Genomic DNA, 21,713 nt, shown 5'->3' on the forward strand with positions numbered 1-21,713 from the left:
GATACATCTGGGGCAGCCCGTGCGTGAATATCTGCTGACGCTTTGCGTCACGGTCGCGGTGACCTACCTGCTGACCGGACCCGTGCGGAAGTTCGCGATCGCGGCCGGCGCCATGCCGGAGATCCGCGCGCGCGACGTGCACCGCGAGCCGACACCGCGGCTCGGGGGCATCGCCATGTTCGGCGGCATGTGCGCGGGGCTGCTGATCGCCGACCACCTGCAGAACCTCAACGGGGTCTTCGAGCGGTCCAACGAGCCCAGAGCACTGCTCTCGGGAGCCGCCCTGATCTGGCTGGTCGGTGTCCTGGACGACAAGTTCGAGCTCGACGCGCTGATCAAACTGGGCGCCCAGATGATCGCCGCCGGCGTGATGGTCATGCAGGGCCTGACCATCCTGTGGATTCCGGTTCCCGGTATCGGGACGGTGTCGCTGACCCAGTGGCAGGGCACCCTGCTGACCGTGGCGCTCGTGGTGATCACCATCAACGCGGTGAATTTCGTCGACGGGCTCGACGGCCTGGCGGCGGGCATGGTGTGCATCGCCACGTGCGCGTTCTTCCTCTACGCCTACCGGATCTGGTTCGGCTACGGCATCGAGTCCGCGGCTCCCGCCACCCTTTTCGCCGCGATCCTCATGGGCATGTGCCTGGGCTTCCTGCCGCACAACATGCACCCCGCCCGGATCTTCATGGGGGATTCCGGGTCGATGCTGATCGGCCTGGTGCTGGCCGCCTCGGCCATCTCGATCACGGGGCAGGTCGACCCCGACACGATGGCCATTTTCGTCGGCGGTGAGCGCAACGCGACGCACGCGATGCTCCCGGTCTTCATTCCGCTGCTGCTGCCCCTGACGATCATCGCCATTCCGATGGCCGATCTGGTCCTCGCGATCGTGCGGCGCACCTGGAACGGCCAGTCGCCCTTCGCGGCGGACCGCGGCCACCTGCACCACCGGCTCCTGGAGCTCGGACATTCCCACAGCCGCGCCGTACTCATCATGTATTTCTGGTCGGGCCTGATCGCATTCGGCACGGTGGCCTATTCCGTCCATTCGGCCTCGATGTGGATCGTCCTCGCCATCGCCGCGCTGAGCGCGCTGGGCCTCGTACTGCTCCTCATGCCGCGTTTCACCCCGCGGGCGCCGCGCTGGGCCGAGGGGCTGGTCCCGCCGCGCTACCGGCACGCCGAGCGGGCCGCGGAGGCGGCCGTACGGGACGACGCGGGCACGGAGCCGGAGCCCGCGCGGCCGATCGCGGCGGGCGTGTCGGGCGTCAACGGGGCGACCGCCGTAGGCCCCCGTTCGCGCCTCCCCGACCGGCGTAAGGCCGGATCGGCACGCTGACGGCGCGCGCGCATGTCGGACATGGGTGCCCTTTAGCAGACAATGGGGTGGCTTGTCCTGCACACACGGGCGCGTTAGCCCTCATGTGTGACAGTCAGCACACCCGACAGGTAAAGCTCTCATCAAATAGTTTGTGATACCGTTCACTAGACCCGGCGACAGAGCCGAAGGACCGTAGTGCGACGGTCCATTGGCCCGAGGCTCTCACTCGGACCGGGCTTACGCTCGTCCCCGTACGAGTTCCCGTACGAGTCCGTGCCCCCACCACCACGCGGAGCAAACCGCCATGCGGTCAGATGACGTCCGATCCCTCCTGCAAACCGCCGTACCCACCGTTGTCGCCGGCGCCATCGCGGCCCTGATCAGCGGTCTGGTCGTCGGGAGCAAGGGTGCCGTCGGGTCAGTCGTCGCGACCGTGGTCGTGATCCTTTTCATGGGCCTCGGCTTCATCGTTCTGCAGCGCACGGCCAAATCACTGCCGCATCTGTTCCAGGCCATGGGCCTCATGCTCTACGCCGCCCAGATCCTGCTGCTCTTCGTCTTTCTCGCCGTGTTCAAGAACACGACACTGTTCAACCCCCGGGCGTTCGCCATCACGCTCGTCGCCGCCACCCTCGTGTGGATCGGCGCGCAGACGCGTGCTCACATGAAGGCGAAGATCCTCTACGTCGAGCCGGACTCGACCAAGGGTGAAAAGCCCGAAAACCCGGGGTCCAAGTCGTGAGGGGTAGGGCCGGGATAAGTGTGCGTTCGAGATGCTGCTATCGTCCGGTTCCAACTGCGGCTCTGCGGGCGCGGGCATCTGAGCTGACGCCTGTTCCATCGCGAGGCTCGATGCCTGACTGCCGCCCCCACACCCGTTACACCAGTCCAGTGCCGAACCGCGGCTGCTCGCCGCGCCGACACAACGAGGTTGCCGTACCTATGCGCCACGCTGAAGGAGCCCGCGGTGAGTGCTGACCCGACGCAGGTCCTCGCCTTCGAGACCGACTGTCACATCTTCGACGGATGTGGCTTCCCCGGCCCGGGCCTGCACTCGTTCCTCTTCGAGCCGCTCTGGGGCGAAGTCGGCAGCAATGCCTACTTCAACAAGCCGATGCTGCTGGCCCTCCTGGGCTCCGTCAGCATCGTGGCCTTCTTCTGGGCCGCCTTCGGCAAGGCGAAGATCATCCCCGGCAAGCTCCAGATGATCGGCGAGGCCGGTTACGACTTCGTGCGCCGCGGCATCGTCTACGAGACGCTGGGCAAGAAGGAGGGCGAGAAGTACGTCCCCTTCATGGTCTCGCTGTTCTTCTTCGTCTGGATCCTGAACGTCTGGTCGATCGTCCCGGTGGCGCAGTTCCCCGTGACCTCGATCATCGCGTACCCGGCGGTCCTCGCCCTGATCGTGTACGTCATCTGGATGTCGGTCACCTTCAAGCGCCACGGCTTCGTCGGCGGCCTGAAGAACCTCACCGGTTACGACAAGAGCCTCGGCGGCGTCCTGCCGCTCATCATGATCATCGAGTTCTTCTCGAACGTCCTGGTGCGCCCGTTCACCCACGCGGTCCGACTCTTCGCGAACATGTTCGCCGGTCACACCCTGCTGCTGCTCTTCACGATCGCCAGCTGGTACCTGCTGAACGGCATCGGCATCGCCTACGCCGGCGTGTCGTTCGTGATGGTGATCGTGATGACCGCCTTCGAGCTCTTCATCCAGGCTGTCCAGGCGTACGTCTTCGTCCTCCTGGCCTGCAGCTTCATCCAGGGCGCGCTCGCCGAGCACCACTGAGCCAGGCCCGCCCCGCTCAGCCCCCCGTATTCGTCCGGTGGCCAACCCCCACCGGATCCGTGAAAGAGAAGGAAGAACTGGCATGTCCCAGACCCTTGCCGCCGTCACCGGCTCCCTCAGCTCCGTTGGTTACGGTCTCGCGGCCATCGGCCCCGGCGTCGGCGTCGGCATCATCTTCGGTAACGGCACCCAGGCCCTCGCCCGTCAGCCCGAGGCTGCCGGCCTGATCCGCGCCAACCAGATCCTCGGCTTCGCCTTCTGTGAGGCGCTCGCCCTGATCGGTCTGGTCATGCCGTTCGTCTACCCGAGCTCCTGATCCTCGGTCTCGACGAACAGCCCACTAGACGAAAGGCACTGATGTGAACCTCATGGTTCTCGCGGCTGAGATGGAAAACCCTCTCATCCCGCCGATCCCCGAGCTCGTCATCGGTCTGATCGCCTTCGTCATCGTCTTCGGCTTCCTCGCGAAGAAGCTCCTCCCGAACATCAACAAGGTTCTGGACGAGCGCCGCGAGCAGATCGAGGGCGGTATCGAGAAGGCCGAGGCCGCTCAGACCGAGGCCCAGAGCGTGCTGGAGCAGTACAAGGCCCAGCTCGCCGAGGCCCGGCACGAGGCCGCGCGCCTGCGCCAGGACGCGCTGGAGCAGGGCACTGCGCTCAAGGAAGAACTGCGCGCAGAGGGCCAGCGGCAGCGTGAGGAGATCATCGCTGCCGGTCACGCCCAGATCGCGGCAGACCGCAAGGCCGCCGCTCAGGCGCTGCGTCAGGACGTGGGCAAGCTCGCCACCGACCTGGCCGGCAAGCTCGTCGGCGAGTCCCTCGAGGACGTCGCCCGTCAGAGCCGCACCATCGACCGCTTCCTCAGCGAGCTTGAGGAGAAGGCCGAGGCGGCCCGATGAACGGAGCGAGCCGCGAGGCGCTGGCCTCCGCGCGCGAGCGCCTCGACGCACTGACGGACAACACGTCCGTCGACGCGGCGAAGCTCGCCGGTGAGCTGGCAGCCGTCACCGCGCTGCTCGACCGTGAGGTCTCGCTGCGTCGGGTCATCACGGACCCGGCGCAGTCCGGCGAGGCCAAGGCCGAGCTGGTCGGCCGGCTGCTGTCCGGCCAGGTGGGCGGGGAGACCCTCGACCTGGTGTCCGGCATGGCGCGCTCCCGCTGGTCGCAGTCCCGCGACCTGGTGGACGCGCTGGAGGAGCTGGCGGCCACCGCCGACCTCACGGCGGCCCAGCAGGGCGGCGCGCTCGACAACGTCGAGGACGAGGTCTTCCGCTTCGGCCGGATCGTCGCCTCGAACACCGAGCTGCGCTCCGCGCTGACCGACCGCGCCGCCACCGGCTCCGCCAAGAGCGAGCTGCTCCGCAGCCTGCTCGGCGGCAAGGTGAACGCCGTCACCGAGCGTCTGGTCATCCGTCTCGTCACGCACCCGCGTGGACGTAGCCTGGAAGCGGGACTCGAGTCCCTCTCCAAGCTCGCCGCCGAGCGCCGGGACCGCATGGTCGCCACCGTGACCAGCGCGATCCCGCTCAGCGACGTGCAGAAGCAGCGTCTCGGCGCGGTGCTGGCCAAGCTGTACGGCCGCCAGATGCACCTGAACCTCGACGTGGACCCCACGGTCCTCGGCGGGATCTCGGTGCGGGTCGGCGACGAGGTCATCGACGGCACCATCGCGGACCGCCTCGCCGAGGCGTCGCGCCGCATGGCCGGCTGACCAGCCGCCACCAACAGATACAAAGCATTCCTAGCGGCCCGGTTGGGCCGTGCAGAACTTGCAGAAGATTCCTGGGGGTCACCCCCAGACCCCTAAGAAGCTTCAGGCCCAACAAGGAGAGCAGGGAACCCAGATGGCGGAGCTCACGATCCGGCCGGAGGAGATCCGGGACGCACTGGAGACCTTTGTCCAGTCGTACCAGCCGGACGCGGCCTCGCGCGAGGAGGTCGGAACGGTCAGCGTTGCCGGCGACGGCATCGCGAAGGTGGAGGGCCTGCCCTCCGCCATGGCGAACGAGCTGCTGAAGTTCGAGGACGGCACCCTCGGTCTCGCCCTCAACCTCGAGGAGCGCGAGATCGGTGCGATCGTCCTCGGCGAGTTCAGCGGTATCGAGGAGGGTCAGCCGGTGCAGCGCACCGGTGAGGTCCTCTCCGTAGGCGTCGGCGAGGGCTACCTCGGCCGCGTTGTCGACCCGCTCGGCAACCCGATCGACGGCCTCGGCGAGATCGCGACCGAAGGCCGTCGCGCCCTCGAGCTGCAGGCCCCGGGCGTCATGGTCCGTAAGTCGGTGCACGAGCCCATGCAGACCGGCTACAAGGCCGTCGACGCGATGGTGCCGATCGGCCGTGGCCAGCGTCAGCTGATCATCGGCGACCGTCAGACCGGCAAGACCGCTCTGGCCGTCGACACGATCATCAACCAGCGTGACAACTGGCGCTCCGGCGACGTGAACAAGCAGGTCCGCTGCATCTACGTCGCCATCGGCCAGAAGGGCTCGACCATCGCGTCCGTTCGCGGCGCCCTGGAAGAGGCCGGCGCGCTCGAGTACACGACGATCGTCGCCGCCCCGGCGTCCGACCCGGCCGGCTTCAAGTACCTGGCGCCGTACACCGGTTCCGCCATCGGCCAGCACTGGATGTACGCCGGCAAGCACGTCCTGATCATCTTCGACGACCTGTCGAAGCAGGCCGACGCCTACCGCGCCGTGTCGCTGCTGCTGCGCCGCCCGCCGGGCCGCGAGGCCTACCCGGGTGACGTCTTCTACCTGCACTCCCGTCTGCTGGAGCGCTGCGCGAAGCTCTCCGACGACATGGGTGCCGGCTCGATGACCGGTCTGCCGATCGTCGAGACCAAGGCCAACGACGTCTCGGCGTTCATCCCGACCAACGTCATCTCCATCACCGACGGCCAGTGCTTCCTGGAGTCCGACCTGTTCAACGCGGGCCAGCGCCCGGCGCTGAACGTCGGTATCTCGGTCTCCCGCGTCGGTGGCTCCGCCCAGCACAAGGCCATGAAGCAGGTTTCCGGCCGTCTGCGCGTCGACCTGGCCCAGTACCGCGAGCTGGAGGCGTTCGCCGCCTTCGGTTCCGACCTGGACGCCGCGTCGAAGTCCTCGCTGGAGCGCGGCAAGCGCATGGTCGAGCTGCTGAAGCAGGGCCAGTACCAGCCGATGCCCGTCGAGGAGCAGGTCGTCTCCGTCTGGGCCGGCACCACCGGCAAGATGGACGACGTCCCGGTCGTCGACATCCGTCGCTTCGAGTCGGAGCTGCTGGAGCACCTGCGCCGCGAGCGCAAGGACCTCCTGACCTCCATCGCGGACGGCGGCAAGATGTCGGACGACACCCTGTCCTCCATCGCGGACGCCATCGCGGCCTTCAAGCGCCAGTTCGAGACCTCGGACGGCAAGCTCCTGGGCGAGGACGTGCCGGCCGTCAACGTCTCCAAGTGACGACGGAAGGGACCTGACTCATGGGAGCGCAGCTCCGGGTCTACAAGCGTCGCATCCGTGCCATCACGGCGACCAAGAAGATCACCAAGGCGATGGAGATGATCGCCGCCTCGCGCATCGTCAAGGCGCAGCGCAAGGTGGCGGCGTCGATGCCGTACGCGACCGAGCTCACCCGTGCGGTGACCGCGGTGGCGACCGGCTCGAACAACAAGCACGCCCTGACCACCGAGGTCGAGGCGCCGACCCGCGCCGCGGTCCTGCTCATCACGAGCGACCGCGGTCTGGCCGGCGGCTACTCCTCGAACGCCATCAAGCAGGCCGACCGGCTCACCGAGCGGCTCCGCGCGGAGGGCAAGGAGGTCGACAGCTACATCGTCGGCCGCAAGGGTGTCGCGTACTACGGCTTCCGTGAGCGCAAGGTCACGGACTCGTGGACCGGCTTCACCGACAGCCCGGAGTACGCCGACGCCAAGCGCGTCGCGGGTCCGCTGATCGAGGCCATCCAGAAGGAGACGGCCGAGGGCGGCGTCGACGAGCTGCACATCGTCTTCACGGAATTCGTGTCGATGATGACGCAGAGCCCGGTGGACGACCGGATGCTGCCGCTCAGCCTCGAGAAGGCTGCGGAGGAGGACGGTGCGAAGGGCGAGATCCTTCCGCTGTTCGAGTTCGAGCCGTCGGCGGAGGACGTCCTCGACGCCCTTCTGCCGCGCTACGTCGAGAGCCGCGTCTACAACGCGCTGCTGCAGGCCGCTGCTTCCGAGCACGCAGCCCGCCGCCGTGCGATGAAGTCGGCGACCGACAACGCCGGTGAGCTCATCAAGAGCCTCTCCCGGCTTGCCAACGCGGCCCGCCAGGCCGAAATCACCCAGGAAATCAGCGAGATCGTCGGTGGCGCGAGCGCCATGGCCGACGCGACCGCGGGGAGTGACAAGTAATGACGACCTCTGTTGAGACGGCCGCTGCCACGGGCCGCATCGCCCGGGTCATCGGCCCGGTCGTCGACGTGGAGTTCCCCGTCGACGCGATGCCCGACATCTACAACGCGCTGACCGTCCAGGTCGCCGACCCGGCCGAGGAGGGCGCGCTCAAGACGCTGACCCTCGAGGTCGCGCAGCACCTGGGTGACGGCATGGTCCGCACCATCTCGATGCAGCCCACCGACGGTCTGGTCCGCCAGGCCCCGGTGACCGACACGGGTTCGGGCATCACCGTTCCCGTCGGTGACTTCACCAAGGGCAAGGTGTTCAACACCCTCGGTGAGGTGCTGAACTACCCCGAGGCGAACGCCGAGGTCACCGAGCGCTGGGCGATCCACCGCAAGGCCCCGAACTTCGACGAGCTCGAGTCGAAGACCGAGATGTTCGAGACCGGCGTCAAGGTCATCGACCTCCTCACCCCGTACGTCAAGGGTGGAAAGATCGGTCTGTTCGGTGGTGCCGGTGTCGGCAAGACCGTTCTGATCCAGGAAATGATCTACCGCGTCGCCAACAACCACGACGGTGTGTCGGTGTTCGCGGGCGTCGGTGAGCGTACCCGTGAGGGCAACGACCTCATCGAGGAGATGTCGGACTCCGGCGTTCTGGACAAGACCGCGCTGGTCTTCGGCCAGATGGACGAGCCCCCGGGCACCCGTCTGCGCGTCGCCCTGGCCGGTCTGACCATGGCGGAGTACTTCCGCGATGTTCAGAAGCAGGACGTCCTGTTCTTCATCGACAACATCTTCCGGTACACCCAGGCCGGTTCCGAGGTGTCGACCCTGCTCGGCCGTATGCCCTCCGCGGTGGGTTACCAGCCGAACCTGGCCGACGAGATGGGTCTCCTCCAGGAGCGCATCACCTCGACCCGTGGTCACTCGATCACCTCCATGCAGGCGATCTACGTCCCCGCCGACGACCTCACCGACCCGGCGCCGGCGACCACCTTCGCCCACCTCGACGCGACGACGGTTCTCTCCCGTCCGATCTCCGAGAAGGGCATCTACCCGGCCGTGGACCCGCTGGACTCCACGTCCCGCATCCTGGACCCCCGCTACATCGCGGCGGACCACTACGCGGCCGCCATGCGCGTCAAGGGGATCCTTCAGAAGTACAAGGACCTCCAGGACATCATCGCGATTCTCGGTATCGACGAGCTGGGCGAGGAGGACAAGCTCGTTGTCCACCGTGCCCGCCGTGTCGAGCGCTTCCTGTCGCAGAACACCCACGTCGCCAAGCAGTTCACCGGCGTGGACGGTTCGGACGTTCCGCTCGACGAGTCGATCGCCGCGTTCAACGCGATCTGCGACGGTGAGTACGACCACTTCCCCGAGCAGGCGTTCTTCATGTGCGGTGGCATCGAGGACCTGAAGGCCAACGCCAAGGAGCTGGGCGTCTCCTGATCCGGCGCGCTCCGCGAGGAGCGCATCCGGTTCGCAGGTTTCACGTCAAGGAGAGGGGCGGGTGCGTCCCGTCCCTCTCCCCACGCCCATTAGAATTTGACCCAACACCCGGCTGACCCGCCGGGTGGTGACCCGAGGAGCCACCTTGGCTGCTGAGCTGCACGTCGAGCTGGTCGCGGCGGACCGCAATGTCTGGTCCGGCGAGGCCACCCTGGTCGTCGCCCGCACCACGTCCGGCGACATCGGCGTCATGCCCGGTCACCAGCCGCTTCTCGGTGTGCTGGAATCGGGCCCGGTGACCATCCGTACCAGCGAGGGCGGCACTGTCGTCGCCGCGGTGCACGGCGGATTCATCTCGTTCGCGGACAACAAGCTGTCCCTGCTGGCCGAGATCGCCGAGCTCGCGGACGAGATTGACGTCCAGCGTGCGGAGCGGGCACTGGAGCGCGCGAAGTCGGAGGCCGACGCGGCCGCCGAACGTCGCGCCGATGTCCGGCTGCGCGCGGTCGCGGGGCACTGAGCCCCGTACCGAACAGTTTGATACCTCAGCCGCGGTCAGGTCTGGAATTTTCCGGACCGGGTCGCGGCTGAGGCGATGTACGTACTTTTTGTTTGTGCGGTTTTCGATGAGCGAGGAGGTCGGTGAAGATGCTCCTCGCTCTGCTTGTGAGCGGCCTGGTCGTAGCCCTGGTGGTGATCGGGCTGTTCGTGTTCGGGCTGCGCCGCAGACTCATCCAGCGTTCCGGCGGGACCTTCGACTGCAGCCTGCGCTGGGGCGTGGCCGAGGAGCCCGACCTCTCCGGCAAGGGGTGGGTCTACGGGGTCGCCCGCTACAGCGGTGACCGCATCGAGTGGTTCCGGGTGTTCTCGTACTCCCCGCGCCCGCGCCGGCTGCTGGAGCGTTCCTCCATCGAGGTGCTCGCCCGGCGCGCGCCGCAGGGCGAGGAGGAGCTGGCCCTGCTGTCCGACGCCGTCGTGCTCGGCTGTTCCCACCAGGGGACGCGCCTGGAGCTGGCGATGAGCGAGGACGCGCTGACCGGGTTCCTGGCCTGGCTGGAGGCCGCGCCGCCCGGCCAGCGGGTGAATGTGGCCTGACTTCCTTGCCCGCTGGATGGGGGTCCCCCCCCGGACGAAGTCCGGGGGAGGGTGAACGTGGCCTGATGCGGGCCGGTGGTACGCACGTGAGGAAGCCGGGGAGGCGGGGGACGGTCCCGCCTCCCCGGCTTCGTCGTGTCACCGGGGACGTGCAGTGCGTGGGGGTTACTGCAGCCCGGTGTGGATCGCGCCGGCCAGTTCGCCGTTCGCGGTGTCGCCGCTGAATTCCCAGAAGAAGGCGCCCTTGAGGCCCTGGTTCTTCAGCCAGGTCATCTTCCCGGCGATGGTGGCGGGGGTGTCGTAGCTCCACCAGTTGCTGCCGCACTTGGCGTAGGCGGTGCCGGCGACGGTGCCGGTCGCCGGGCAGCTGCTCTTGAGGACCTTGTAGTCCTCGATGCCCTGCTCGTAGGTGCCCGGGGCGGGCCCGGTGGCGGTGCCGCCGGGGGCGTCCTGGGTGACGCCGGTCCAGCCGCGGCCGTAGAAGCCGATGCCGAGGTTGAGCTTGGATCCGGGGATGCCCTTGCCCTTGAGCTTGGTGATGGCGGCCTCGGAGTTGAAGCCGGCGATCGGGATGCCGGCGTAGGAGGTCAGCGGGGAGTGCGGGGCGGTCGGGCCCTTGGCGTCCCACGCGCCGAAGAAGTCGTACGTCATGACGTTGTAGAAGTCGACGTGCTGGGCCGCCCCCGCGTAGTCGGCGAGGTCGAGCTTGCCGCCGTTGGAGCCGTCGGCGGAGATCGCGGCGGTGACCAGGTAGTTCGAGCCGAACTTGGCGCGCAGGGCCGACATCAGGTTCTTGAAGGAGGCGGCGCCGCTGGTGTCGCACGTCAGACCGCAGGCGTTGGGGTACTCCCAGTCGATGTCGATGCCGTCGAAGACGTCCGCCCAGCGGGGGTCCTCGACCAGGGCGTGGCAGGAGTCGGCGAAGGCGGCCGGGTTCTGGGCGGCCTGGCCGAAGCCGCCGGACCAGGTCCAGCCGCCGAAGGAGTAGAGGATCTTGATGTGCGGGTACTTGGCCTTCAGCTTGCGCAGCTGGTTGAAGTTGCCGCGCAGGGGCTGGTCCCAGGTGTCGGCGACGCCGTCGACGCTCTGGTCGGCGGTGTAGGCCTTGTCGTAGTCGGCGTAGCCGTCGCCGATGGTGCACTTGCCGCCCTGGACGTTTCCGAAGGCGTAGTTGATGTGGGTGATCTTCGAGGCGCTGCCGGAGGTCACCAGGTTCTTCACGTGGTAGTTGCGGCCGTAGACGCCCCAGTTCGTGAAGTAGCCGAGCTTGACCTTGGCGCCCGGGTCCGGGGGCTCGGTGCCGCCGCCCGGGGTGGTCACCGAGAGCTCGCCGGAAGAGGGGCCGGTCTGGCCGGCGGTGTCACGCGCGGTGACCGCGTACGTGTACGTGGTGCCCTTGGTCAGGCCGCTGTCGCCGAAGGTGGTGCCGGTGACGGTGGTGAGGCGGGAGCCGTTGCGGTAGACGTCGTAGTTCTTGACGCCCTTGTCGTCGGTGGCCGCCGTCCAGGACAGGGTCAGGCCGGTCTCGGTGACGGCGGAGGCGGTGGGAGTGCCGGGGGCCGAGGGCGGGTTGTCGGCGGGGTCGGTGCCGCCGTCGCAGGAGCTGCCGTTGATCTTGCAGCCGCCGGGGGCGCCGGTGCCGGTGCCGTTGAAGCCGAAGGTGACGGTGGCGCCCGGGGCCAGGGTGCCGTTCCAGCCGACGTTCTTGGCGGTCCAGTGGTTGCCCGAGCTGGTGACGGTGGCGTCCCAGGCGGAGGTCACCCGGGTGCCGGCCGGGTAGTCCCACTCCACGGTCCAGCTGCTGAGGGTGGTGGTGCCGGTGTTCTTCACCGTCCACTTGCCCTCGAAGCCGGAGCCCCAGTCGGAGACCTTGGTGTAGGTCGCGGTCGCGGACGCGGCCGCCTGCGCCGGGCCGGCCAGGCCGACGAGGCCGGCGACGGGCAGGGCGAGGGCCGCCACGACGGCGGCCAGTCTCCTGAACAGACGATTGGGTCGTGGGGGTGCTGTGCTCAAGGGTGCTCCTCGGTAGGTCCGTACCGGTCGTGGGGCCGACCGGTACATGGGGGTGGGACCTGCGCCGCCCGTGAGCACGCCCGATGTCGCTCTTTGTCATGGCACGCTCACCACAGTGATGCGGTGAGACTAGAAAGGTCTGGACCAAGCGTCAAGAGGTCCAGACCTCAGCTCCAGAGGCCGTCTAGATCCCCAACTCCTGTGCCAATACGGCCGCTTGGACCCGGCTCCGCAGCTCCAGCTTCCCCAGCAGCCTGCTGACGTGCGTCTTCACCGTGGCCTCCGCCATGTCCAGCCGTACGGCGATCTCGGCGTTCGACAGCCCCTCGCCCAGCGCCCCCAGCACCTCCCGCTCGCGCCGCGTCAGCGACTCCACCGCCGCTGCCGCCCCCGGCCGCACGGCCGCCCGTACCGCCTTCGGAGCCGCGAACTCCGCGATCAGCCGACGCGTCACCGCCGGGGCGATCAGCCCCTCGCCGCGCGCCACCGTACGCACCGCCTCGATCAGCTCCGAGGCGTCCGCGTCCTTCAGCAGGAAACCCGACGCGCCCGCCCGCAGCGCCCCGAAGACGTACTCGTCCAGGTCGAAGGTGGTCAGCACCAGGACGTCCGCCAGTCCCCGCTCCACCACCTGCCGGGTGGCCGACACCCCGTCGAGCCTCGGCATCTGCACGTCCATGAGGACCAGGTCCGGCCGCAGCTCCTCGGCCAGCCGCACCGCCTCCTCGCCGTCGGCGGCCTCGCCCACCACCTCGACGTCACCCGCACTGCCCAGGATCAGCACCAGGCCGGCCCGTACCGCCCGCTGGTCCTCCGCCACGACGACCCTGATGGTCATGACCGCACCGCCCCTTCCTCCGCGGGCAGCGCCGCCCGCACCTGCCACACCCTGCCCGACGCACCCGCCGTGAACGTCCCGCCCAGCAGCTCCGTGCGCTCCCGCATGCCGATCAGCCCGGCCCCGGAACCCGGGGCGCGCGGCTGCGGACGCTCCCCGTACGGCGAGTCGACCGCCACCGTCAGCAGCCCCGCGCCGTGCGCCACGCGGACCCGGACCGTGCCGGGGACCGCGTGCTTGATGGCGTTCGTCAGCGACTCCTGGACGATCCGGTACGCCGCCAGCTCCACGGGCGCCGGCAGCGGCGGCCCCGCGGGCCGCTCGTCCGCCAGGACGAAGTCCAGGCCGCTCGCCGACCCATTGGTACGGGCCTGCCCCAGCAGGGCGTCCAGCCCGTCCAGGGAGGGCACCGCGACGGCTTCCTGCTCCGCCCCGGCGTCCCGCAGCAGCCCGATCAGCCGGCGCATCTCCGACAGCCCCTGCACGCTGTTCTCCCGGATCACCCCGAGGGCCTCGCGGCTGGTGGCGGGGGAGTCGATGGACAGCGCGGCGGTGGAGTGGATCGCGATCGCCGAGAGGTGGTTGGCCACCATGTCGTGCAGCTCCCGCGCCATCCTCGCCCGCTCGGCGACCACGGCCTGCGTACGGTCCATCTCGGCCAGCAGCGCCGTCTGCTCGGCGCGCAGCCGGGCGGCCTCCGCCGCCTCGCGGTGGTTGCGCAGCGTGGCGCCCGTGAGGGCCGGGGCGAAGCTGACGATGCCGGTGATCACGCCGATCAGCAGGGCCTGCGGGGTGCGCAGCCAGACCAGGGAGCCGATCGTGACGGCGACGGTGATCAGGCCGGTGCTGACCGGGAGCCGGCGGGCCATCGCCGGCTTGCCGTACACCACGGCCGCGTACATCAGGTCGGTGAAGATGATGACGCTGGCGATGTTGCCCAGCGTGAACTGGTCCGCCACCAGGGCGACGGTGCCGACCGTCAGGGTGACCTGCGGCGCGGAGCGGCGCAGCAGCTCCATGGCCCCGAGCGCCGCCAGGGGGACGAGCACCGCCCAGTCGGGCAGGAGGTGCCGGCTGGGAGTGCTGTGCACGCCGAGCGCCCACAGCAGCAGGCCGGCGGACACGCTGACGGCCGCGAGGAGGACGTCGTCGCGGTGCGGGCGGGGGATCTTCGGGAGCACGCCCCCATCCAACACGGTCCCGTCCGGCGCGGCCTCGGTACCCGGGCTGAGAAGCCGCTACATCGAAAGGTGCAGCGGGCTTTCGTCACTGGCGACGACGCGCCGGGGCACGGCGGCCGGAACCCTTGGAGGAGAACGGGGAACCCCGGGACCCGGGGACCCGGGAGATCCGAGCGAGGAGAGGAGAGCCGTCATGCTCGTCGGGCTGATCATCGCCTGTGAGGTCGGCTTCTGGGTGCTGCTGGCGGGCGGACTGGCGCTCCGCTACCTGGCCGGAATGCCGCGGCTGGGGGCCGCGCTGCTGCTGTGCGAGCCGCTGCTGGAGCTGGTGCTGCTGGTGGCCTCCTTCATCGACCTGAAGAACGGCGGCGAGCCGAGCCTGCGCCACGGGGTCGCGGCCCTCTACATCGGCTACACCGTCGGCTACGGCCACTACACCGTGAAGTGGATCGACGGGCACGCCGCCCACCGGTTCGCCGGGGGCCCGAAGCCGCCGGGGACCAAGTACGGCAAGGCCCGCGCGGTCCACGAGTGGCAGCTGTGGGCGCGGACCCTGGCCGGCGCCGCCGTCGCGTACGGACTGCTCCAGGCAGGCATCTGGTACGTCGGCGACGCCGCCGACACCGGCATCCTCCAGGCGTGCCAGGGCGGCGCGCTGAAGATCGTCGGCATCCAGGCCGTGATCGCCGCGAGCTACACGATCTGGCCCCGGAAGGCCCCGGCGGGCGCGGACGCCGACGCGGGCCGGGACCCCGAACTGGCCGGAACCAAGCGCCAGGGCCCGCTGTGACGACACCCCCTAGCGCTCCCCGCCCGGGACCCAGAGCACGTCGCCGACCTCCTTGTTCGCCGTCCTCGCCAGGATGAACAGGAGGTCGGAGAGGCGGTTCAGGTAGGTGGCCGTCAGCGGGTTCATCACCTCGCCGTACTCCTCCAGCGCCGCCCACGTCGAGCGCTCCGCCCGCCGCACCACCGTGCACGCCTGGTGCAGCAGGGCCGCGCCGGGGGTGCCGCCGGGGAGGATGAAGCTGCGCAGCTTCTCCAGCCGCTCGTTGAAGACGTCGCAGTCCGCCTCCAGCCGGTCCACGTAGAACTGCTCCACCCGCAGCGGCGGGTACTCGGGGTCCTCGACAACCGGGGTGCACAGGTCGGCACCGACGTCGAACAGGTCGTTCTGCACCCGGACCAGGACCTTCACGAGCTCCTCCGGCAGCCCGCCCAGCGCGATCGCCGTCCCGATCGCCGCGTTGGCCTCGTTGGCGTCGGCGTACGCGGAGATCCGCAGGTCCGTCTTCCGGGTCCGGCTCATGTCCCCCAGGGCGGTCGTGCCCTTGTCGCCGGTACGGGTGTAGATGCGCGTCAGGTTCACCATGGCGCCAGCGTAGACGGGGCCGCAGGCCGCGTACCGTCGTGCCGGGGCCGCGGTGGCCCTGGGAGCGGGGGAGCGGCGCCTTGGACGACACGTACGACATCTGGCGGCGGGCCGACGCGGCCCTGGAGATCGATGCCCTGGCGGGCTTCCTCGCCTCGCGCCGGCCCGGCGACGGGTGGGGCCACCCCGACCGGGACGAAGCCGCCCGCCGCGCCGAATCGGGCCGCGCGGCCGTCGCCGCCGGGGACCTCGGCCTCGCCCTCGACCGCTGCCTCGACCTGCGCGGCCTGGCCCACCCCTGGACCGGCCACCCCCACCACCCCGACGCGGTCCGCCCCGCCGAGCGGGACGCCCGGGCCTGGGACTACGCCAAGGACCTGGCGCGCACCGAGCGCGCCCCGGGGAAGCCGCTGCTCCACGAGGCCGGCACGCTCCGGGACCGGGTGGCGCGGGCCGTCCGGCGGCTCGACGACCACCCCGGAGCGGACGCGCACACGCGCGAGGACGCCCAGTACCTCGCCGGCCGCGCCGCGATGGCCCTGGACCTCGGCCACCTCCCGGCCGCCCGGTGGGAACTGGGCCGCATCGATGAGCTGGTGGCCCGCTGCGGCGGTGGCGAAATCTGAACTGTGAGGCGGCGCACGCCTGGTGGGCCGTCCCGGTGTGATGTCCGTCATCTGAGACGTGACGCGTGTTACTTCACGGTCACTGGGCCCCTCACGGGCGCTAGTCTCCGCCGGAGAGGCTACGAGGCCGGGTCGTACTGAGAACAACGAGGGGTGTGCAGTGGCTGGGAAGCTCGCCGTCATCGGCGCGGGACTGATGGGTTCCGGGATCGCTCAGGTCTCCGCTCAGGCGGGTTGGGACGTCGTCCTGCGGGACGTCACCGACGCCGCGCTGACCCGGGGCACCGACGGCATCAAGGCCTCGTACGACAAGTTCGTCTCCAAGGGCAAGATGACCGCCGAGGACGCCGAGGCGGCCCTGGCCCGGATCACCACGACCACCGACCTCGACGCGGTCGCCGACGTGGACATCGTCGTCGAGGCCGTCTTCGAGAAGCTCGAGGTCAAGCACGACATCTTCCGCACCCTCGACAAGATCGTGCGCGAGGACGCCGTCCTGGCCTCCAACACCTCCGCCATCCCGATCACCAAGATCGCGGCCGTCACGGAGCGCCCGGAGCGGGTCGTCGGCGCGCACTTCTTCTCGCCCGTCCCGATGATGCAGCTCTGCGAGCTGGTCCGCGGCTACAAGACGAGCGACGAAACCCTCGCCACCACCCGCGCGTTCGCCGAGTCGGTCGGCAAGACCTGCATCGTCGTCAACCGCGACGTCGCCGGCTTCGTGACCACCCGTCTGATCTCCGCGCTGGTCGTCGAGGCCGCGAAGCTCTACGAATCGGGCGTCGCCACCGCCGAGGACATCGACATCGCCTGCAAGCTGGGCTTCGGGCACGCCATGGGCCCGCTCGCCACCGCCGACCTCACCGGCGTCGACATCCTGCTGCACGCCACCAGCAACATCTACACCGAGTGCCAGGACGAGAAGTTCGCCCCGCCGGAGCTGATGCGCCGCATGGTCGACGCGGGCGACATCGGCCGCAAGAGCGGCCAGGGCTTCTACAAGCACTGAGCACGGGCGTTCGAGTCCCCGCACCCTACGGGGTGAATTAGGTATCGGTTCGCTCACGGTCGGCAACTTCACCGCCCGCACGGCAGTCAGTTGCAGTGAGAGTTGCCGACCACGGACCCGTCGGACCACACGTACGCAGTAAAGCCGGGGAGCACACATGCACATCAGGGGCGACCACGCCGAACTCGCAGTCGGGGGCCGCCTCGACGTGCGCAGCGCGGCTGACGCCCGTACGGTCCTCCACACCGCCCTCGACGACGGCCACGGCGACCTCGTGCTCGACCTGACCGGACTCGACTCCTGGGACGCGACCGGACTCGGCGTCATCATGGGTGCGCACCGGCGGGCCGGCCGGACCGGGCGGCGCCTGGTCCTGCGCGGCGTCCCCGACCGGATGCAGCGGCTGCTCGTCGCGACCCGGCTGCACCGCATCCTCGCGATCGAGGGCGGGCTGGAAGCGGAGAGCCTGCCCCGGGTCTGACCGGGGCGGGCGGGGCCGGGCCGGGCGCGCGCGGGGCGGGCCCTCCGGGCCGGAAAAAGGGGCTGCGGCCCCGGGGCGGCCTCCGCTTACATGGGCCCATGGTGTCCACCGACCGACTGCTGGCCTTCGTGGCCATGTCCCTCGTGCTGATCGTGATCCCCGGCCCCAGCGTGCTCTTCGTCGTCGGACGGGCGCTCGCCCAGGGCCGCCGGGCCGCGCTGACCACGGTGGCCGGGAACACGCTCGGCGCGTACGTGCTCGTCGTGGCCGTGGCGCTCGGCGTCGGAGCCGTCGTCGAGCGCTCCGTCCTCGTCTTCACCCTCCTGAAGCTGGCCGGCGCCGCCTACCTCGTCCACCTCGGCGTCAAGGCGATCCGCAGCCGCGGCTCCCTGAGCGACGCCGTCGCCGAGGCGGCCCCGCCCGCCCGGGCCGGCACCCTGCGGACCCTCGGCGAGGGCTTCGCGGTCGGCGTGGCCAACCCCAAGACCATCGTCTTCTTCGCCGCCGTGCTGCCCCAGTTCGTCGACCGCGAGCAGGGCCACGTCATGCTCCAGATGCTCCTGCTCGGCCTGGTCTTCAACCTGATCGCGATCGTCTTCGACAGCCTCTGGGGACTCGCCGCCGCCACCACCCGCGACTGGTTCGCCGGATCACCGCGCCGCCTGTCCGCGATCGGCGGGGCCGGCGGGCTCGCGATGATCGGCCTCGGCGTCACCGTGGCCGTGACCGGCCGCAAGGATTAGGGTCGGGCGGGGGATCCGCAGGAATCGTAACGGTCCGGTGGTGAAGGCACCCCTGCGGTGACGGCCGCCCCGGCCACGGTCTAGGGTCGGGCGAAAACCGGACCGGTGGCGACAAGACGTGAGCGGGCGCCGGGCACGACGAAGACGGCGAGACGGCGCGGCGCGCGACGCGATCGGGGGACTGGGGCATGGACCGAACACAGGGGCAGCCCGGCCAGGACGAGAAGACCCCGGCCCGGCCGGCCGGCGCCCCGGCGGCCCAGCCCGCGGCCCCCGCGCCGCAGACCCTGGCACCCGCCCGGGTCGTCACCCTGACCACCGGCGAGTTCACCCTCACCGTCAACCCCGTCGACGGCAGCGAGATCGAACCCCTGCGGCCCGGAGCCCGCGAGGCGGCGGCACGCCGCCCCGCCAAGCGCGGCGCCGCGGCCCGCGCCGACCGCGACGCCGCCGCGCGCCCGCCCGTACTGCCCGGGCCGCCCCCGCCCGCCCTGCCGCTCCTGGACCGCTCCGAGGAACGGGAACGCCTGGTACGGCTCCTCGGGCGCGGCCGCTCCGTACGGCTGACCGGACCCGCCGGATCCGGCCGTTCCGTCCTGCTCGACGCCGTCGCCGACGACTGCGCCGACCTCGCGCCCGACGGGGTCGTCCGGCTCAGCGGCCACGGCCAGCAGCAGCCCGGCGAACTGCTCCACACCCTCTACGCCACCGTGTACGACACCCGGGGCGAGCGCCCCGACCGCGCCCGGCTCCTCGAAGGAGTGGCCGAGATCGGCGCGATCGTCCTCCTCGACGACCTGGAGCTGGGCGGCGCCGCCCTCGACGAGCTGCTGCGCGCCACCCCCGAATGCGCCTACCTGCTGGCCGCCACCCCCGACACCAAAGCCCCCTCCGACGACTCGCACCTGGAGGAGGTCGTCCTCGGCGGCCTCGGCCGCACCGACTGCGCACTCCTGCTGGAGGCCGCCACCGGCAGGACGCTCACCGACGAGGAGACGGCCTGGGCGGAGGACCTGCGCTTCGCCTCCGAAGGCCTGCCGCTGCGCTTCGTCCAGGCCGCCGCGCTGCTGCGCCGGCGCGACGAGCTCAACCGCACCGCCCCCGACGACGAGGACGAGGAACCCGGGGTCTTCGAGAAGCGCCCCCGCGACCACGGCCACGTGCCGCTGCCCACCCTGGCGCAGGCCGCGGCCCCCGCCGAACTGCTGGCCTCCCGGGTCAGCGAATCGGCCCGGGCCGCCCTGCGCATCGCCTGCGCGCTGGGCGGGGAGCTCCCGCACCACGCCCACCTGCCCGCGCTGGTCGGGGACACGCACGCCGACGCCGCCGTCGCGGAGCTGCTGGCCTGCGGGCTGATCACCCCCGTCGGCCCGCGCCACCGGCTCGCGGAGGGGGTCGCTCGGCAGCTGGAGGAGGCCGGGTACGGGGAGACCGCCGCCGAGGAGGCGCGTACCGCCGCCCGGCACTACGCCTGGTGGACCGGGCACGCCTCGGTGACGCCGGAGCGGGTCGCGGCGGAAGCCGGGGCGGTCCTGGCCGCGCTGGCCGGGGCCGACGTGGTGGCCGCCGTACTGCTGGCCCGCACGGCGGCCCCGGCCCTCGCGGCGGCGCCGTACTGGGAGGCCTGGGAGCGGGTGCTGCGCTCGGGCGCGGAGGCCGCGCGGAAGGCGGGGGAGGTCGCCGAGCAGGCGTACTTCCACCACGAGCTGGGCGTGCTCGCGCTGTGCGAGGGACGGCTGGACCGGGCGCGGGCGGAGCTGGAGGCCTCGATCGGGCTGCGCGGGGCGCTCGCGGACAAGCGGGGGACCGTCTCCGGGCGGCGGGCGCTGGCGCTGGTCACCGACCGGGAGGCGCTGAAGGACAAGGCCTCGCCGCCGCTGCGGCTGGAGGCCCCGCCGCTGCTGCCCGCGCTGCCGCCGGGCCCGGCGGCTCCGGCGGGCCCGGCGGGCGGGCCGAAGCCGGCCGGGGCCGAGGCGGTCACCCAGGTGACGCGGGTGATCGGCCCGCCGGGCGGTGCCCCCGCGACCCTGTCCCAGGTCTACGCGGACGCGTTCGCCCCGGCTCCCGGGGGTCCGGCACCCGCGCCGGCCCCGTTCGTACGCCGACCCGCGCCCGGGCCGCTCCAGCGGCACAAGGCGGTGCTGCTGGCCGCCGCCGGGGCGCTCACGGTGGCGGCGCTCGGCACGGTCGTCGGCCTGGCGCTGACGGCGGGGGACGAGACGGAACAGCCGGCCGAGCCGGTCGTCTCCTCGACCCCGGACGCCCCGGCGGTGGCCCCGCCGCAGGTGCCGGGGAACAGCGGGAACGATTCGCCGCCGGAGCCGGGCACTGCCGCCGACCCGACCCGGGGCGGGGGCACCACCGGGGCGACGGCCCCGCCGCCGGCCCACACCCCGGGGCCGCAGCAGCCCGACCCGGCCCCGCCGGCCACGACGCCCCCGCCGGCGACGACGCCGCCCCCGGCGACCACCCCGCCGCCGGCCACCACGCCGCCGCCGACGACGCCCCCGCCGCCCGCCACGCCGACGGCCCCGACCCCGCCGACGCCGCCCACGACCTCGACGGAGGCGCAGTCCCCGACGGCGTCGGAGTCCCCGACGACGACCATCTGACCGAGCCGGGCCGGGCCGGGCCCCCGCGCAGCGGCCCCGCACGACAACGGCCCCCCGAGCCGGAGGGGCTCGGAGGGCCGAGGGGAACGACGGCTCACACGTCGGGAAGGGGGCGGCGCGCCGGGAAGGTCAGAACAGGCGGAGCTTGTCGTCCTCGATGCCGCGGAGGGCGTCGTAGTCGAGGACGACGCAATCCATCCCCCGGTCATTGGCCAGAACCCGCGCCTGCGGCTTGATCTCCTGCGCCGCGAACACGCCACGCACCGGCGCCAGGTGCGGGTCGCGGTTCAGCAGCTCCAGGTACCGGGTCAGCTGCTCGACGCCGTCGATCTCCCCGCGCCGCTTGATCTCCACCGCCACGGTCGCGCCCGACGCGTCCCGGCACAGGATGTCCACCGGGCCGATCGCCGTCATGTACTCGCGCCGGATCAGCGAGTAGCCCTCGCCCAGCGTGTCGATGCGGTCGGCGAGCAGCTCCTGGAGGTGCGCCTCGACGCCGTCCTTGATGAGGCCCGGGTCGGTGCCCAGTTCGTGGGAGGAGTCGTGGAGGACTTCCTCCATGGTGATGATGAGCTTCTCGCCCGCCTTGTTGACGACGGTCCAGACGTTCGCCTCGTCCCCGCTCCCCTCCTTGAGGGTGCACGGAGGCGACATCCAGTTGAGCGGTTTGTACGCCCGGTCGTCCGCGTGGATCGAGACACTGCCGTCGGCCTTCACGAGGATCAGACGGGGTGCCGAGGGCAGATGGGCGGTGAGCCGGCCCGCGTAGTCGACGGAGCAGCGGGCAATGACGAGACGCATGGTCGGCAA

The 21,713-nt window shown here is 70.8% G+C and carries 22 protein-coding genes; 17 read left to right on the top strand and 5 right to left on the bottom strand.

The window, feature by feature from the left end:
* Positions 1 to 7 precede the first annotated feature (7 nt).
* The 11 genes from AC069X_RS15615 to AC069X_RS15665 all read left to right on the top strand — a co-directional run bounded on the left by AC069X_RS15615 (position 8) and on the right by AC069X_RS15665 (position 10,028).
* On the top strand, positions 8 to 1,342 hold the full coding sequence (locus AC069X_RS15615; protein ID WP_478729250.1) for an MraY family glycosyltransferase: 1,335 nt from the start codon (positions 8 to 10) through the stop codon (positions 1,340 to 1,342).
* Between the two features lie 286 nt (positions 1,343 to 1,628).
* On the top strand, positions 1,629 to 2,066 hold the full coding sequence (locus AC069X_RS15620) for a hypothetical protein (protein WP_478728955.1): 438 nt from the start codon (positions 1,629 to 1,631) through the stop codon (positions 2,064 to 2,066).
* A 210-nt stretch (positions 2,067 to 2,276) separates the two neighbouring features.
* Entirely contained in the window at positions 2,277 to 3,113 is an 837-nt protein-coding gene (gene atpB, locus AC069X_RS15625) for a F0F1 ATP synthase subunit A (protein ID WP_478729252.1), read from the top strand.
* A gap of 82 nt (positions 3,114 to 3,195) precedes the next feature.
* Positions 3,196 to 3,429 carry an ATP synthase F0 subunit C gene (atpE, locus tag AC069X_RS15630; protein ID WP_007266589.1) on the top strand — a complete coding sequence of 78 codons (234 nt, stop codon included), beginning with the start codon at positions 3,196 to 3,198 and terminating at the stop codon, positions 3,427 to 3,429.
* Positions 3,430 to 3,481: 52 nt separating this feature from the next.
* Positions 3,482 to 4,012 (top strand): F0F1 ATP synthase subunit B, encoded by a 531-nt coding sequence (locus tag AC069X_RS15635; protein ID WP_361598899.1) that lies wholly within the window; start codon positions 3,482 to 3,484, stop codon positions 4,010 to 4,012.
* The gene (locus AC069X_RS15640; protein ID WP_478728957.1) at positions 4,009 to 4,824 is read left to right on the top strand and encodes a F0F1 ATP synthase subunit delta; all 816 of its coding nucleotides are present in this window, start codon (positions 4,009 to 4,011) and stop codon (positions 4,822 to 4,824) included. The genes AC069X_RS15635 and AC069X_RS15640 overlap by 4 nt, the downstream gene beginning before the upstream one ends.
* Positions 4,825 to 4,957: 133 nt before the next feature.
* Positions 4,958 to 6,553, top strand: coding sequence for a F0F1 ATP synthase subunit alpha (gene atpA / locus AC069X_RS15645; protein WP_478728959.1), 1,596 nt, complete (start codon positions 4,958 to 4,960; stop codon positions 6,551 to 6,553).
* Positions 6,554 to 6,573: 20 nt separating this feature from the next.
* Complete coding sequence (locus AC069X_RS15650) at positions 6,574 to 7,491, top strand: F0F1 ATP synthase subunit gamma (protein WP_478728960.1); 918 nt, start codon at positions 6,574 to 6,576, stop codon at positions 7,489 to 7,491.
* Positions 7,491 to 8,933 carry a F0F1 ATP synthase subunit beta gene (gene atpD / locus AC069X_RS15655; RefSeq protein ID WP_478728962.1) on the top strand — a complete coding sequence of 481 codons (1,443 nt, stop codon included), beginning with the start codon at positions 7,491 to 7,493 and terminating at the stop codon, positions 8,931 to 8,933. Before AC069X_RS15650 ends, atpD begins: the two co-directional genes overlap by 1 nt.
* A gap of 145 nt (positions 8,934 to 9,078) precedes the next feature.
* Positions 9,079 to 9,453 (top strand): F0F1 ATP synthase subunit epsilon, encoded by a 375-nt coding sequence (locus AC069X_RS15660; protein ID WP_007266595.1) that lies wholly within the window; start codon positions 9,079 to 9,081, stop codon positions 9,451 to 9,453.
* A 128-nt stretch (positions 9,454 to 9,581) separates the two neighbouring features.
* Positions 9,582 to 10,028, top strand: a complete 447-nt coding sequence (locus AC069X_RS15665; protein ID WP_478728965.1) for a DUF2550 domain-containing protein — start codon at positions 9,582 to 9,584, stop codon at positions 10,026 to 10,028.
* A gap of 165 nt (positions 10,029 to 10,193) precedes the next feature.
* Here AC069X_RS15665 and AC069X_RS15670 read toward each other — a convergent pair whose 3' ends face one another.
* The 3 genes from AC069X_RS15670 to AC069X_RS15680 all read right to left on the bottom strand — a co-directional run bounded on the left by AC069X_RS15670 (position 10,194) and on the right by AC069X_RS15680 (position 14,060).
* Positions 10,194 to 12,089, bottom strand: coding sequence for a glycosyl hydrolase family 18 protein (locus tag AC069X_RS15670; RefSeq protein ID WP_478728967.1), 1,896 nt, complete (start codon positions 12,087 to 12,089; stop codon positions 10,194 to 10,196).
* Positions 12,090 to 12,225: 136 nt separating this feature from the next.
* Positions 12,226 to 12,879: a response regulator gene (locus tag AC069X_RS15675; RefSeq protein ID WP_478728968.1), complete on the bottom strand. Its 654-nt coding sequence runs from the start codon at positions 12,877 to 12,879 to the stop codon at positions 12,226 to 12,228.
* Positions 12,876 to 14,060: a sensor histidine kinase gene (locus tag AC069X_RS15680; RefSeq protein ID WP_478728970.1), complete on the bottom strand. Its 1,185-nt coding sequence runs from the start codon at positions 14,058 to 14,060 to the stop codon at positions 12,876 to 12,878. The genes AC069X_RS15675 and AC069X_RS15680 overlap by 4 nt, the downstream gene beginning before the upstream one ends.
* A 193-nt stretch (positions 14,061 to 14,253) precedes the next feature.
* Here AC069X_RS15680 and AC069X_RS15685 point away from each other — a divergent pair, with 193 nt between their 5' ends.
* Positions 14,254 to 14,850 carry a hypothetical protein gene (locus tag AC069X_RS15685; RefSeq protein ID WP_478728972.1) on the top strand — a complete coding sequence of 199 codons (597 nt, stop codon included), beginning with the start codon at positions 14,254 to 14,256 and terminating at the stop codon, positions 14,848 to 14,850.
* A 9-nt stretch (positions 14,851 to 14,859) separates the two neighbouring features.
* On the opposite strand, the gene AC069X_RS15690 is transcribed toward AC069X_RS15685, so the two are convergent.
* A complete protein-coding gene (locus AC069X_RS15690) occupies positions 14,860 to 15,432 on the bottom strand; it encodes a cob(I)yrinic acid a,c-diamide adenosyltransferase (RefSeq protein WP_478728974.1) in 573 nt (190 codons plus the stop codon).
* 80 nt (positions 15,433 to 15,512) lie between these two features.
* Here AC069X_RS15690 and AC069X_RS15695 point away from each other — a divergent pair, with 80 nt between their 5' ends.
* The 5 genes from AC069X_RS15695 (at position 15,513) to AC069X_RS15715 (ending at position 20,903) form a co-directional block, all read left to right on the top strand.
* Positions 15,513 to 16,058 carry a hypothetical protein gene (locus AC069X_RS15695; RefSeq protein ID WP_478728976.1) on the top strand — a complete coding sequence of 182 codons (546 nt, stop codon included), beginning with the start codon at positions 15,513 to 15,515 and terminating at the stop codon, positions 16,056 to 16,058.
* A 160-nt stretch (positions 16,059 to 16,218) separates the two neighbouring features.
* A complete protein-coding gene (locus AC069X_RS15700) occupies positions 16,219 to 17,067 on the top strand; it encodes a 3-hydroxyacyl-CoA dehydrogenase family protein (protein ID WP_125816344.1) in 849 nt (282 codons plus the stop codon).
* 157 nt (positions 17,068 to 17,224) lie between these two features.
* Positions 17,225 to 17,548 (top strand): STAS domain-containing protein, encoded by a 324-nt coding sequence (locus AC069X_RS15705; protein WP_125603340.1) that lies wholly within the window; start codon positions 17,225 to 17,227, stop codon positions 17,546 to 17,548.
* 98 nt (positions 17,549 to 17,646) lie between these two features.
* Complete coding sequence (locus tag AC069X_RS15710) at positions 17,647 to 18,291, top strand: LysE family translocator (protein WP_478728979.1); 645 nt, start codon at positions 17,647 to 17,649, stop codon at positions 18,289 to 18,291.
* A 188-nt stretch (positions 18,292 to 18,479) separates the two neighbouring features.
* Positions 18,480 to 20,903: a P-loop NTPase family protein gene (locus AC069X_RS15715; RefSeq protein WP_478728980.1), complete on the top strand. Its 2,424-nt coding sequence runs from the start codon at positions 18,480 to 18,482 to the stop codon at positions 20,901 to 20,903.
* Between the two features lie 129 nt (positions 20,904 to 21,032).
* On the opposite strand, the gene nucS is transcribed toward AC069X_RS15715, so the two are convergent.
* On the bottom strand, positions 21,033 to 21,704 hold the full coding sequence (nucS, locus tag AC069X_RS15720) for an endonuclease NucS (RefSeq protein ID WP_478728982.1): 672 nt from the start codon (positions 21,702 to 21,704) through the stop codon (positions 21,033 to 21,035).
* Positions 21,705 to 21,713: the final 9 nt, after the last annotated feature.

This window comes from Streptomyces sp. NPDC043896, from assembly GCF_056435605.1.

Bases quoted from the DNA above. Each gene is read 5' to 3' on its own strand.
- AC069X_RS15620 (WP_478728955.1), top strand. From the start codon at position 1,629: ATGCGGTCAGATGACGTCCGATCCCTCCTGCAAACCGCCGTACCCACC.
- atpE (WP_007266589.1), top strand. From the start codon at position 3,196: ATGTCCCAGACCCTTGCCGCCGTCACCGGCTCCCTCAGCTCCGTTGGT.
- AC069X_RS15635 (WP_361598899.1), top strand. From the start codon at position 3,482: ATGGTTCTCGCGGCTGAGATGGAAAACCCTCTCATCCCGCCGATCCCC.
- AC069X_RS15640 (WP_478728957.1), top strand. From the start codon at position 4,009: ATGAACGGAGCGAGCCGCGAGGCGCTGGCCTCCGCGCGCGAGCGCCTC.
- atpA (WP_478728959.1), top strand. From the start codon at position 4,958: ATGGCGGAGCTCACGATCCGGCCGGAGGAGATCCGGGACGCACTGGAG.
- AC069X_RS15650 (WP_478728960.1), top strand. From the start codon at position 6,574: ATGGGAGCGCAGCTCCGGGTCTACAAGCGTCGCATCCGTGCCATCACG.
- atpD (WP_478728962.1), top strand. From the start codon at position 7,491: ATGACGACCTCTGTTGAGACGGCCGCTGCCACGGGCCGCATCGCCCGG.
- AC069X_RS15665 (WP_478728965.1), top strand. From the start codon at position 9,582: ATGCTCCTCGCTCTGCTTGTGAGCGGCCTGGTCGTAGCCCTGGTGGTG.
- AC069X_RS15670 (WP_478728967.1), bottom strand. From the start codon at position 12,089: ATGTACCGGTCGGCCCCACGACCGGTACGGACCTACCGAGGAGCACCC.
- AC069X_RS15675 (WP_478728968.1), bottom strand. From the start codon at position 12,879: ATGACCATCAGGGTCGTCGTGGCGGAGGACCAGCGGGCGGTACGGGCC.
- AC069X_RS15685 (WP_478728972.1), top strand. From the start codon at position 14,254: ATGCTCGTCGGGCTGATCATCGCCTGTGAGGTCGGCTTCTGGGTGCTG.
- AC069X_RS15690 (WP_478728974.1), bottom strand. From the start codon at position 15,432: ATGGTGAACCTGACGCGCATCTACACCCGTACCGGCGACAAGGGCACG.
- AC069X_RS15705 (WP_125603340.1), top strand. From the start codon at position 17,225: ATGCACATCAGGGGCGACCACGCCGAACTCGCAGTCGGGGGCCGCCTC.
- AC069X_RS15710 (WP_478728979.1), top strand. From the start codon at position 17,647: ATGGTGTCCACCGACCGACTGCTGGCCTTCGTGGCCATGTCCCTCGTG.
- AC069X_RS15715 (WP_478728980.1), top strand. From the start codon at position 18,480: ATGGACCGAACACAGGGGCAGCCCGGCCAGGACGAGAAGACCCCGGCC.
- nucS (WP_478728982.1), bottom strand. From the start codon at position 21,704: ATGCGTCTCGTCATTGCCCGCTGCTCCGTCGACTACGCGGGCCGGCTC.